Consider the following 12,753-nt stretch of genomic DNA (forward strand, 5'->3'; position numbering starts at 1 on the left):
GAACTGGGAACAACATGAACCACCACGCTACGCCGCGGTTAGAGGACCGCCTTAAAGATTCTTCACTCCTGCGGAACAAGGCATATATCGGTGGCGAATGGATAGCTGCTGACAATGGAGAGACAGTTATTGTCACAGACCCTGCAACCAATCTTGTGATCGGTTCTGTCCCAAATATGGGCGCTGCTGAGACGCGCCGCGCAATTGAAAGTGCTGAGCAGGCCCGTCATGCATGGGCAGCGCTGCCAGCCATGGAGCGCGCAATCGTTTTGCGTCGTTGGTTTGACCTGATAATTTCCAATCTTTCCGATCTCGCAACGATCATGACTGCCGAGCAGGGCAAGCCGTTAGCGGAAAGTCAAGCCGAAATCCGTTATGCTGCGTCTTTTGCGGAATGGTTTGCAGAAGAGGCAAAGCGTGCCACGGAGACCTGATCCCGGCTCCACGTGCTCGGTCTCGTATCATGGTTCTCAAGCAACCAATAGGTGTTGTTGCAGCGATCACACCTTGGAATTTCCCTGCCGCAATGATTACCCGTAAGTGCGCACCAGCTTTTGCCGCAGGTTGTTCGGTCGTGGTTAAGCCGTCAGAATTTACGCCCTACTCGGCACTTGCAATGGCCGAACTTGCTGAACGTGCTGGTATTCCAAAAGGGGTATTCAACATTGTAACTGGTGACGCGACTGCAATTGGCGGCGAAATGACTTCAAGCCCGATTGTTCGTAAAATCAGCTTCACAGGATCGACCCGCGTCGGAAAAATTCTTCTCGAACAATCAGCTAATACGGTCAAGAAAGTAGCGATGGAGCTTGGAGGTAATGCCCCGCTTATCGTGTTCGAAGACGCGGATCTTGACGTTGCGGTTCAAGGCGTTCTCAACGCTAAATTCCGCAATACCGGTCAAACCTGCATCTGTCCGAACCGCATTTATGTTCATGAAAACGTACACGACGCTTTCATCGAGCGCCTCTCTGCGGCAGTCAGCGCATTGAAAATTGGTGACGGCTTTGGTGAAGGCGTGCAACAGGGTCCGTTAATCAATGAAGCTGCGCTGACAAAGGTGGAGCGTCATGTAGCCGATGCTGTCGGCAAGGGTGCAAGAGTTGTTGTGGGCGGCAAACGCCATAGGCTTGGACAGACCTTCTACGAGCCAACGGTGCTTGTTGATGTCGATGCGACGATGCTCTTTGAAAGCGAAGAAACGTTTGGTCCAGTTGCGCCCGTGCAGCGGTTCTCGGATGAAAAAGCCGTGATCAAAGCCGCGAATGCCACCACATCCGGCCTCGCAGCTTACATTTTCACCCGAGATCTGGACCGGATGTGGCGCGTTGCTGAACAAATCGAGTCAGGCATTGTCGGCGTCAATGAAGGCTTGGTTTCCAATGAAGTCGCACCTTTTGGCGGTGTAAAAGAATCTGGCATCGGGCGGGAGGGCTCGAAGTACGGGATCGAGGAGTTCCTTGAGTTGAAATACATCTGCATCACCCAGTCTGCAGCATGAATACCCAACGGCATAACGCCGCGAGGTTAATATAAACGCATAAAAACAAAGGGGAATAACGTGAAAATCACGAGCACTTTGAAAATGGGAATTATGGCTTGTGCAGCTGCGCTAATGGGAGCAACAGCACTGAGCGGAGCAGCACATGCAGGTGCCGCTTTGGATGCAATTAAGTCCAAGGGTACTCTGGTCTGCGGCGTTGGTCAGGCCGTTCCGGGCTTTTCCGCTCCAGCTGCGAACGGCGAGTTGGCCGGCATCGACATTGACTATTGTAAGGCAATGGCAGCCGCTATTCTTGGCGATGCCTCGAAAGTCAACTATCGCCAGACATCTTATGCCGAGCGTTTTGTGTTGCTATCGTCGGGTGAGATCGACGTTCTGGCTCATGATACAACAACAACACTGAACCGCGAAGGCGCTCAGAGCGCCCGCTTCACCTCACCAAATTACTTTGACGGCTATACCTTCATGGTACCAAAGTCTCTTGGTATCGATAGTCCTGATAAGTTGGCTGACGCTACAGTCTGTATCCTGCAGGGCTCCACTTTCGAAGTGAACACTGAGAATTTCTTCAAGTCTCGCGGCCTCAACTATACACCACTTGTACTAAGTGCCTGGGAGCAGCTGGATGCAGCTTTCTTTGGCGGACGTTGTGATGCGTTCGGCGGAAATTATGGTAACCTTGCCGGATCACGTGCCGGTAATGGTAATGTCGACGATTACATCATCTTCCCGAATTTCATAACGCTGGAACCTTACGCACCTGCTGTCAAAAGTGGTGATGAGCAACTTTTCCTTATAGCACGCTGGGTCATGTTTGCGCTTGTTGAAGCTGAGCGGCTTGGGATTACGCAGGCTAACGTTGAAGATCTTGCCAAAAACTCTACCGATCCGGAAGTTAAGCAGATACTCGGCACCACACCGGGTAACGGCAAAGATCTCGGTCTGCCGGAAGACTGGGTTGTTAAACTTGTCTCAGCTGTTGGCAATTACGGTGAGAGTTTCGAGCGCAACCTAGGTAAGGCTTCCCCTCTCAAGCTCGACCGCGGTCTTAATGACCTGTGGACGAAGGGTGGCCTTATGTATGCAGCACCGTTGCGCTAATGCGTAGCGAGCGCCTTCAAAACGCGCTGTTTGTTGTGGCAGCCATTGCAGTCTTTGCGTGGCTGTCACACAATCTTGCGTCCAATCTCGCTGCACGCGGCATCAGCATCGATTATAGTTTCCTGTGGAGCGCCACGTCTTTTCCAATCGGGGAGTCACTGATTTCCTTTAGTTCAGGAGACAGCTACTTTCGGGCGTTCCTTGTGGGTCTGCTCAATACAATCAAGCTGGCTGCTGCCGCTATTGTATTGTCCACCTTGCTCGGGCTTCTGATTGGTCTTGCAGGTCGCGCTGCTCACCCGCAGCTTCGCACGCTAGCGAAGACTTATATTGAGGTCACGCGTAACACACCGCTTCTGCTCATTCTCGTTGTCTGTGCAACTGCCGTCCGCGTGCTTCCTGCACCGCGTCAGGCATGGGCACTTGGGGACTTTGTTTTCATCTCAAGCCGTGGTCTCCATGTGCCGACAATTCTGTTCGGAGATACCGGGCCCACGCTGGCCGCCATCTTCATTGCAAGCCTGATCAGTGGCTATGTATTCTGGCGCTTTATGGTGAAAGGGCGCAACGAAACTGGACATTTTTCCCGACGTGCCACAGGTGGCTTTTGCGTCTCTCTTGCGGCTCTTCTTGGCGTCATCATTTTTGCACTTGGCTGGGGCGAGATACAGAAGCCCGCGCTGACCGGCTTTAATTTCCGTGGTGGCGTGGGCCTTACGCCGGAATATATCGCTATGTTGATTGGTCTTTCGTTCTACACGTCAGGTTTTATCGCAGAAATTGTACGCGGAAGTCTTGCTGCTTTGCCAAAGGGGCAAACAGAAGCGGCAAACTCGCTCGGCCTCAATCCATTGCTCACACTTTATCTGGTTCTTGCACCACAAGCGCTTCGGCTCATGCTGCCACCGCTGGCCAATCAGTATCTCAACGCAATCAAGAACACGACACTCGCCGTTCTCATTGGTTATCCTGATCTCGTTTCGGTGGGTAACACCGCGCTCAACCAGACAGGCCGGGCTATTGAAACCGTCTCTATCTATCTGCTGATCTATTTGTCGCTCAGCCTGATAACCTCTGCTGTTATCCGCTGGTTGGAGAAACGCGCGCAACTGGTGAAATCATGAGCGAACCTTCTGCAACACTTCAACGTCCGTCCGATGGCTTCGTATCGGGTTGGCTCCGACCTTATTTTCATCCGTGGCCGCACGCCCTGCTGACAGTCGTCATCACTGGCGGACTTCTCTACCTGTTCTGGCACTTCTATCAATGGGCTGTTGTGAATGCAGTATTTGGTCCGGCATCACCCGATGTTTGCAGGGCGGCGGCTGGAGCCTGTTGGGCGTTTCTCTATGAGCGCTATCACATTATCCTTTTCGGCAGCTACCCAATTGATCAGTACTGGCGTCCTACACTCGCTGTCGTGTTGGTGCTTTCCATCCTCATTATCAGTGGCTTTCGTCGTTTCTGGAAACCGGCACTCGCACTGGCTTGGGTAGCAGTCATGGTCATCAGCCTCATATTGATGAGGGGTGGCATTTTCGGTCTACCGGCAGTGTCAACAAGTCGGTGGGGTGGCCTGCCGCTTACTGTTGGCCTGTCTGCTTTTGGTATTGTGCTGGCACTTCCGCTATCCGTTCTGATTGTGCTTGGTCGCCAGTCGAAAGCCGCTATCGTCCGGCGTTTCTGTTCGCTCTATGTTGAGATCGTGCGCGGTCTGCCACTCATTGCTGTGCTTTTCATTGCTTCAACGATGCTGCCGTTTCTGCTGCCCGGTGGTAATATGGTCGACAATATCCTGCGTGCTCAGGTGGCTCTGATCCTGTTTCAGGCTGCATATCTTGCTGAAGCAATCCGTGGGGGCCTTGAAGCTGTGCCACGCGGTCAGTCAGAAGCAGGAAAGAGCCTCGGACTTTCCGGTGGTCTTATTTCACGTCTGATCGTGCTGCCGCAGGCATTTCGCATCGCTCTTCCAGCGATCATCAACACCTTTATCGAGTCCATCAAAGACACGACCCTGATAAGTATTATTGGCCTTATTGACGTGCTCGGTGGTGCACGTGGAGCAATTGCTGACGGTGCGTGGCTCGGCTTTTATCGTGAAGCATATCTTGTCGTTGGTGGTGCATTCTTCGTGTTTTGCTTCATTCTCTCCATTCATTCCCGGCGTCTTGAGCGCGAATTTGCTCTTGAGAGGCGCTAGAAATGGACATTAGGCAAAACGTGCAGGCAGACGGCGTTGCCATACAGACATATAGGACGCTCGTTCAGGATACGCTGAACGAACAGATCTACCAGCAGATCAAGGAAAAACTCATCATCGGGGAGTTTCGCCCCGGTGATAGACTTGTTCTTCGCAATCTTGCTGCGGCTCTCGGGACGAGCGTGGTTCCGGTCCGCGACGCTCTTCAAAAGCTTGAAAGCCTTGGCGCACTACGTCTTGAGCGCACGTTTATCGTGCCACGTCTGACCATACTTGAACTTACGGAGATCCGCGACATTCGAGTGGCATTGGAAGGGCTTTCGGCGGCGCGTGCTGCGCGAGCTTCAACGCCCGAAAGCCTTGCCGGTTTGCGTGTGCATTTTGAAGCCATGATTGCAGCGGCAGGCGCCAATGATACAAGTCTCTTCCTGCGTGCGAATGCCAGCTTCCATCTGCATATCGCAGATATGAGCAACTCTCCTATTCTGCGCGACATGATTGAACCGCTTTGGTTGAGAATGGGCCCTTCGGTACGCCTCGCAAAGGCCGAACCGGGCAAACTGATTGACGCAATTCCTGATCACAAAATAGCTTTTGACGCCATAGCGTCTCACAATGCTTCAGCCGCGCGAAACGCTGTCGTCTCTGATGTTGTCAACTGTTTCGGCATTCTGGCTGATTCATTTCAGGAAGCAGAGGAATGATGGCGCGAATTACGACGATTGATGCAGAGACCCTCACGAGAAAGCATTTTGGTATCGATGGTCAAGCCATAGAGCTTGGCGGTGAACGCACACAGAATTTCCGCATCCGTTTAGCCGATGGTGCAGCGTTCACGCTGAAGATTTCTGATCCGCAGGAAAGCATCGAGAGTGTGCTTTTGGAAAATGCAGTTCTTCTTCATATTGAAAAAACAGCACCTGAAATCTCAGCGCCCCGCGTCACATCCGCGATCAATGGTCAGCCTATTGTTCCCGTGGCGCTAAATGATAGCAGATATTTGCGGTTATTGACCTATCTTGAAGGAACACCACTTTCGTCTGTAGCTTTATCATCAAGAGCATTGCGTCAGACAATTGGACAGGCAGTAGCCAACCTTGATAATGCGCTGGCGAGCTTTGATCATAGCTATGCACACGAGCGCGATCTTATATGGGATGTGAAAAATATAAGCCGTCTGCGCGAACATTTGCTTCTGATAGAGGAAGATCGTCGTCCCCTTGCGCAAGCAATGCTGGATCGTTTTGAAACTCTTGCCAAGCCGCAAATAGCCTACTTGCCCACACAGGCTGTTCATAGTGACATGAACGGTCAAAATATCCTTATTAATGGCGAACAGTTGGCGGGCTTTCTGGATTTCGGCGACTTGGTTCACGCTCCTCGTCTTGTTGATCTTGCAGGAGCCGCACTGTTACAAATTCGCGGCGAAGAGGATGATTTTGAGAATGCCGCCGATATTGTCGGGGCCTACCATAATGCTTCGCCTTTGTCGGAGCTGGAATTCACGCTCTTGCCAGAGTTTATGATCGCACGTTGCGTCATTAACGTCATTGTTACAGAGTTTTTGGCCGATAGTGACCCAGTCAACCGGCCTTACATCATGAAAAACAATCCCGCCTCCTGGATGCGATTAAAGCGGTTGTCAGCATTATCGCAAAACCTATTCAGCTCCATTCACCAGAAATTAAGGCGCATGCCATGAGTGTACCTGTGATGATCAATGCGTTCGATGCGAAGAACGCCGGAAGCCTTGATGAGCGCACGAGAAACCTTGTTGAGCGCCGTCAGCGTGTTCTCGGTCAACCGTACCGCATGTTTTACGAAGAGCCAGTCCATTTTGAACGCGCGTCCGGTGTTCGGCTCTATGATGATGCGGGAAATGCCTATCTTGATGCCTATAACAATGTGCCTTGCGTGGGGCACTGTCATCCTCGTGTTGTATCAGCAATTGCTGAACAGGCTGCGCGCCTCAACGTACACACGCGTTATCTCGATGAAGGTATTATCAGTTATGCTGAGAAGCTGCTCAGCCACTTCCCGGCCCAAACCAACCGTTTGATGCTGACCTGCACAGGCAGCGAAGCTAATGATCTGGCCCTGCGTATTGCCCGTAACCATACGGGCGGTACAGGCTTTATTGTCACCGCTAATGCTTATCACGGTATCAGCCATGCGATAGCGGCCATGTCGCCTTCGCTTGGCCCAAATGTGCCACTGGCAATTGAGGTTCGCACGGTTGCTGCGCCTGATGCGCGTGTCGCCGGTTTTCCTGAGCAGGTGTGTGCTTCTTTTGAGAACGAAGTTCGAATTGCTATTGCCGATATGCAACGCCATGGCATTCGACCCGCTGGACTTCTCGTCGATACCATTTTTTCGAGCGATGGTGTTTTTGCAGAACCGACGGGTTTCCTTAAAGGTGCCGTCGATGCAATCCGTGAAGCGGGTGGCCTCTTCATTGCAGATGAAGTGCAGGCTGGTTTCGGTCGTCTGGGTTCGCATATGTGGGGCTTCCAGCGCCACGGCATCGTCCCTGATCTTGTCACTATGGGCAAGCCAATGGGCAACGGTTATCCTATTGCAGGCGTCGTCGCACGTGAGGCAGTTCTTGAACGCTTTGCTCGCGAAGCTCGTTATTTCAATACATTCGGCGGCAACCCAGTTGCCTGCGCCGCTGCCTCGGCAGTCCTTGACATACTGCGCGATGAAGACCTTCTGGCAAATGCCTCGAAAGTCGGCAAACATATGAAGGCCGGTTTCGAGGGCTTATCGAAGCGCCACGCGGCGATCGGTGATGTGCGTGGTGTGGGATTATTTCTGGGCGTTGATATTCTGGACGAGAATGGCGCGCCCTCACCAGGTGCTGCTGGTAATCTCGTCAATGAGCTGCGTCGGCGGCACGTGCTGATCAGTGCATCTGGACCGCTCGGTCATGTTTTGAAGATCAGACCACCGCTGCCCTTTTCGATCTCTGATGCAGATGAGCTTTTACAGATATGTGACGAAGTGTTGAGTAACTTCTGAGCTCAAATAGTCATGTGGTAAATATTGATCAACTGTGCAGCCTAATGGGCAAAGCCGCAATAATAAAAGGATGCTCGAATGATAGGCGAAAATGTCAAACGTTTCGACGATCTTCAAGAAGATAGTCCGCAAATGGCGATCTCGGAGACCGAAGTGGCTATCGAGATCAAGAATATGCACAAGTGGTATGGCGAATTCCACGTGCTGCGTGACATCAACCTGAAGGTCATGCGGGGCGAACGCATCGTTGTGGCCGGACCATCGGGTTCGGGAAAATCAACCATGATCCGTTGCGTCAACCGTCTGGAAGAGCACCAGAAAGGGCAGATCATTGTGGACGGCATCGAGCTTACCAATGATCTCAAAAAGATCGACGAAGTTCGCCGTGAAGTCGGCATGGTGTTTCAGCACTTCAACTTGTTCCCGCATCTGACCATTCTGGAAAACTGTACGCTGGCCCCGATCTGGGTGCGTAAAATGCCGAAGAAGCAGGCTGAAGAAGTGGCTATGCATTATCTGAAGCGCGTGAAAATTCCGGAACAGGCCAATAAATATCCGGGTCAGCTTTCAGGTGGTCAGCAGCAGCGTGTGGCGATTGCCCGTGCGCTCTGCATGAGCCCGAAGGTTATGCTGTTTGACGAGCCGACTTCGGCTCTTGATCCGGAAATGGTCAAGGAAGTGCTGGATACGATGGTGAGCCTTGCTGATGAAGGCATGACAATGATCTGCGTGACACACGAGATGGGCTTTGCCCGGCAGGTCGCAAACCGTGTGATCTTCATGGATCAGGGCCAGATCGTCGAAGAAAATGCGCCAGCCGAGTTCTTCGACAACCCCCAGCATGAACGCACGAAGCTTTTCCTCAGTCAGATTCTACATTAGGCGGCTAATAACACAATGCACTCCTGAAAAAGGGCGCTGTAATTTATACAGCGCCCATCTTTTTGTTGATTAGTTCAGGTTTTCAGAGCTGCGCCACTGGGCAGTATCGTCAAGTGTTCTGCGGAGACGTTTCACCGTCTCGTGCACCTGTTCTTCGTTGATGATGAGTGGTGGGCACAGTGCAACGACATCGCCGATAGCGCGAACAATGAGTCCATTCTCGTGTCCGGCAGCGAAAGCGCGGGCACCAATTTTGCCTGGCGTAGCAAAAGGATGGCGGCTTTCTTTATCCGCCACAAGCTCGATACCAGCGATAAGGCCAGCGCCTCGAATTTCTCCAACAAGCGGATGATCGGCAAGTTCTGCCAGTTTAGACTGTAAAATTGCACCCATACGGGCTGCATTTCCAATCAGATCACGTTCTTCAATGATCTTGAGATTTTCAACACCCACGGCTGTCGCCACCGGATGACCGGAGGCAGTGAAGCCATGGCCGAAAGTGCCGATCTTGGCCGTATTGTCAGCAATCGCATCATATACGGCCTCTGTAAATACAACTGCTGCAAGGGGCATATATGACGAGGTCAACTGCTTTGACACGACCATGATGTCTGGTGTGAAGCCATAATATTCACAGCCAAAGGTCGTGCCAAGACGACCAAAGCCACAAATTACTTCATCAGCAATCAGCAGAATATCATATTTGCGGCAAAGCGCTTCAATGCCTTTCCAATAACCTTCTGGTGGCGGCATCACGCCTCCCGCAGCCATCAATGGTTCACCGATGAAGCCCGCAATGGTTTCCGGACCTTCCTCAAGGATCACTGCTTCGGCTTCAGCAATCAGCCTTGCTGTGAACTCAGCTTCACTCTCGCCTGGCAAACCATAACGATAAAAATGCGGGCAAGTCAGATGCCTAACCGGAATGGCTGGGAGGTCGAAATCGCGATGATTGTTTGGCAGGCCCGTCAGACTGCCAGAGGCAATCGTGATGCCATGATAGCCACGCGTGCGGGCGAGAAATTTCTTTTTTAGTGGTCGGCCAAGCGCATTGTTCATGTACCAGACCATCTTGATCATGGTGTCGTTGGCTTCGGAACCAGAACTTGTAAAAAACACCCGTGTTAGCGAAGCAGGCGTCATCTCAACGATCTTCTCAGCAAGACGGATGGATGGCTCATGCGATTTGTGGCTGAATGTATGATAGTAAGGCAATTTAGCCATCTGCTCGGCGGCAACTTTGACGAGACGCGGTTCGTCAAAGCCAACCGCGACCGACCACAACCCGGCCAGTCCTTCAATATATTCTTTGCCAGCATCATCGTAAATGTAGATGCCTTTGCCACGATCAATGATCATCGGGCCTTGTAGCTCGTGCGCGCGTGCATCTGTGTAGGGATGCAAAGTCGTCGTGATATCCGCATGGGCGAGCGAGTTGGAAAGCCTATCATTCATTTGTATCTTCCTCCATTTGACGTTTGCGCAGTCGTCCGTCTGGGCACGAGAGATGCAAGAGACCGCATCATTAAGATCTGCTCCGACCATTCATCTGACATGATCTTTTCAAGGCAAACTTGGCGGCATCAGATTATGGCCACACTTCATATTTGTCTAGTGTTATAACAGTTTTATGGCAATGTTTTTAATGCTAAAGATTATGTTCGATGTTATGACGACGGCACATTAAGAGGAGACCTTATGCAAAACCGTGATACCGACCCAGCAGGAGCGAGCGCGCCTGAACTGTCACCAGTTTCCCGTGACATGCTTCATGAGCAGATTTATGAGATGCTTAAGCGTAATCTTATGATGGGGCGATTTACACCGGGTCAGAAGCTACCTCTCCGAGGTCTCGCTAAAAGCCTGGGAACCAGTTTGATGCCAGTACGCGATGCATTGCAGAGGTTGGAGAGTGTTGGCAGTGTGGTTTCAACAGCCAATAGAACGATGATGGTGCCGATATTCACCACTAAGGAACTGCATGATATTCGCGTGCTAAGAACTATTTTAGAGACTGCTGCGCTGGAACGCGCGATCGAAAACCGTACGCAAGAGCAGCTTGATAAGCTGAAAATCTACGTTGCAGATATTTGCCGCTCCGCTGAAATTAACGATCTGGACCTCTTTCTGGAAGCGAACTATCATTTCCATATGTTGATCGCAGAAATGAGCAACCTTGCCTTCATCAGCCAACTATTGGAACCACTTTGGATGCATATTGGTCCTTCCGTGCGGCAATCTGTTCCAAACGACACACTTTTTCGAAGCTCTGCTCAGCACCATCTCGACGTTTACGACGCAATCGTTGCGAAGGATATTAAAAAAGCAACAGTCGCCCTGCAGCTTGATATTTCGGAAGGATATACTTTCTAAATCAGCTTTACGGCAAATGAAGATCGATTTTTATGAAACCAAATACCGATTACAAAATCACGCGATCAATAAAACATTAGACTGCGCGTAATTAGATAACAATAGATTTACCTATCTCGGGGCCGCAAACAACAACCCATTAGAAGAATTACGCATAACATCCATTTGTATTCCATATATGTCCCGAAGGCGTTCAGGCTGCATAATATCGTTGCAGGTCGAGCGGGCGATTAATTTACCACTGTGCAGAGCTAGAACCTCGTCACAAAAGCGCGAAGCCATATTAACATCATGTAAAACAACGAACACGCTTAGGTTTTTTTCGTGCGATAGTTTTCGTACAAGCGATAAAACTTCAATTTGATGAGCAATGTCCAGCGCAGATGTTGGCTCATCCAACAACAAGCACTCTGCATCCTGCGCAACCAACATAGCAAGCCACACACGCTGCCGCTCTCCACCTGAAAGCGTATCAACCAAGCGGTCAGCAAACAGGCCTAATCCTGTCAGTTCAATGGCCTCATCGACTTTCTGCCGATCAATCGAGCCAAACCGCCCAAGAGCACCATGCCAAGGGTAGCGTCCCAATGCCACGAGTTCTTTGACAAGCATACCCGTAGCTGGCGCAGTCTGCTGAGGAAGATATGCAAGCTTACGCGCAAATTCTCGATCGCCCCATTTATCAAGCTTTTTACCCGCGAAGCTTATCGTTCCTGCCGATGCAACGTGTTGCCGAGCAAGAATTTTAAGCAGTGTTGACTTCCCTGAACCGTTGTGTCCGATAAGTGCAGTCATATTGCCTGCTTGTATCGATACGCTCAGCGGCTGCAAAAGTGTGCGTCCTTCAACCGAAAAAGTCACATTCTCAAGTTCAAACAATGCAGACATGCTAATCCTGTCCCGGTTGCAGCTCGCCCAGATGCCGTGGTTTAAATAAACTGGCCGTCAGCGCGATAATAGTTAAATTTACCATTGGCGATGAGTATACATCTACGGGTCAGGGGAGCTTCCCCTGGATAGTCCATCATTGCCATATTTTGAATCTGTGAAATCTCTATTCACCTTGAAACTTACAGAATTAAGTTCGCATCGGGCCAGCCATGCGTGAAAGAATGCCGTCTTTAAGCACCAGTTGATGAAACAGTGCGGCCAGTATGTGGGCGACAATCAACACGCACAGAACCCATGAAAGCAGGCTGTGCAGCGCATTTGCGGGTGCCATCATCCATTCCACTTTCTCGCCGGTTGCGGGTACAATATTAATGCCCCATTGCTCGCGTCCCTTACCGCTGCCATAGGCGCGAAACAGTGCCAGAGCCGGAATGGCGAACAGCAGCACATAGAAAGCATTATGTGCAATGCACGCCAGTTTGCCCATCAGTCCTGCTTGATGCGGCGGGCGCTGATTGCGATTGATGAATGCCCAGATGCCACGCACGACAACCAGTACAATCGTCAGAAACCCGACCGTTCCATGTGCTGGACCGAAAATTCTGATGGCATCAAGCACCGTTGAAGGGCCAACCATTTTCCACGAAAGGATCATAACAAACTGCCAGAGCAGAATATAGGCCATTGCCCAATGTAGAATTCGGCTCACAAGCCCGTATCGCTCCGGAGAATCCATCCAGAGCGACGTGTTCGTATTCATCAGATTATCCCTTTCGTCCAA

General features: G+C 51.1%; 11 protein-coding genes and 1 pseudogene. 9 read left to right on the forward strand and 3 right to left on the reverse strand.

The window, feature by feature from the left end:
• The first annotated feature begins 14 nt into the window (after window positions 1–14).
• From ACOZHT_RS09120 to ACOZHT_RS09155, 8 genes and pseudogenes are all read left to right on the forward strand, one after another.
• Window positions 15–1,501 (forward strand): annotated as a pseudogene (locus tag ACOZHT_RS09120) (NAD-dependent succinate-semialdehyde dehydrogenase).
• Between the two features lie 60 nt (window positions 1,502–1,561).
• A complete protein-coding gene (locus tag ACOZHT_RS09125) occupies window positions 1,562–2,605 on the forward strand; it encodes an amino acid ABC transporter substrate-binding protein (protein ID WP_339510215.1) in 1,044 nt (347 codons plus the stop codon).
• Window positions 2,605–3,729 carry an ABC transporter permease subunit gene (locus ACOZHT_RS09130; protein WP_339510217.1) on the forward strand — a complete coding sequence of 375 codons (1,125 nt, stop codon included), beginning with the start codon at window positions 2,605–2,607 and terminating at the stop codon, window positions 3,727–3,729. The genes ACOZHT_RS09125 and ACOZHT_RS09130 overlap by 1 nt, the downstream gene beginning before the upstream one ends.
• Window positions 3,726–4,805, forward strand: a complete 1,080-nt coding sequence (locus ACOZHT_RS09135; protein ID WP_339510219.1) for an amino acid ABC transporter permease — start codon at window positions 3,726–3,728, stop codon at window positions 4,803–4,805. The genes ACOZHT_RS09130 and ACOZHT_RS09135 overlap by 4 nt, the downstream gene beginning before the upstream one ends.
• A gap of 2 nt (window positions 4,806–4,807) precedes the next feature.
• A complete protein-coding gene (locus tag ACOZHT_RS09140; protein ID WP_339510221.1) occupies window positions 4,808–5,509 on the forward strand; it encodes a GntR family transcriptional regulator in 702 nt (233 codons plus the stop codon).
• Complete coding sequence (locus ACOZHT_RS09145) at window positions 5,506–6,507, forward strand: phosphotransferase (RefSeq protein ID WP_421565628.1); 1,002 nt, start codon at window positions 5,506–5,508, stop codon at window positions 6,505–6,507. Before ACOZHT_RS09140 ends, ACOZHT_RS09145 begins: the two co-directional genes overlap by 4 nt.
• The gene (locus tag ACOZHT_RS09150; RefSeq protein ID WP_339510225.1) at window positions 6,504–7,826 is read left to right on the forward strand and encodes an aspartate aminotransferase family protein; all 1,323 of its coding nucleotides are present in this window, start codon (window positions 6,504–6,506) and stop codon (window positions 7,824–7,826) included. The genes ACOZHT_RS09145 and ACOZHT_RS09150 overlap by 4 nt, the downstream gene beginning before the upstream one ends.
• A gap of 132 nt (window positions 7,827–7,958) precedes the next feature.
• Entirely contained in the window at window positions 7,959–8,708 is a 750-nt protein-coding gene (locus tag ACOZHT_RS09155) for an amino acid ABC transporter ATP-binding protein (protein WP_421565693.1), read from the forward strand.
• Between the two features lie 69 nt (window positions 8,709–8,777).
• On the opposite strand, the gene ACOZHT_RS09160 is transcribed toward ACOZHT_RS09155, so the two are convergent.
• Complete coding sequence (locus ACOZHT_RS09160; RefSeq protein ID WP_339510229.1) at window positions 8,778–10,163, reverse strand: aspartate aminotransferase family protein; 1,386 nt, start codon at window positions 10,161–10,163, stop codon at window positions 8,778–8,780.
• 243 nt (window positions 10,164–10,406) lie between these two features.
• Here ACOZHT_RS09160 and ACOZHT_RS09165 point away from each other — a divergent pair, with 243 nt between their 5' ends.
• Window positions 10,407–11,081 carry a GntR family transcriptional regulator gene (locus ACOZHT_RS09165; RefSeq protein WP_339510231.1) on the forward strand — a complete coding sequence of 225 codons (675 nt, stop codon included), beginning with the start codon at window positions 10,407–10,409 and terminating at the stop codon, window positions 11,079–11,081.
• Window positions 11,082–11,192: 111 nt separating this feature from the next.
• Here ACOZHT_RS09165 and ACOZHT_RS09170 read toward each other — a convergent pair whose 3' ends face one another.
• Together ACOZHT_RS09170 and ACOZHT_RS09175 are read right to left on the reverse strand one after the other, a co-directional pair.
• The gene (locus ACOZHT_RS09170) at window positions 11,193–11,969 is read right to left on the reverse strand and encodes an ATP-binding cassette domain-containing protein (protein ID WP_339510233.1); all 777 of its coding nucleotides are present in this window, start codon (window positions 11,967–11,969) and stop codon (window positions 11,193–11,195) included.
• 190 nt (window positions 11,970–12,159) lie between these two features.
• On the reverse strand, window positions 12,160–12,732 hold the full coding sequence (locus ACOZHT_RS09175) for a cytochrome b (RefSeq protein ID WP_339510235.1): 573 nt from the start codon (window positions 12,730–12,732) through the stop codon (window positions 12,160–12,162).
• Window positions 12,733–12,753 lie beyond the last annotated feature (21 nt).

The organism is Ochrobactrum sp. EDr1-4 (assembly GCF_049199085.1).
Lineage (GTDB): Bacteria > Pseudomonadota > Alphaproteobacteria > Rhizobiales > Rhizobiaceae > Brucella.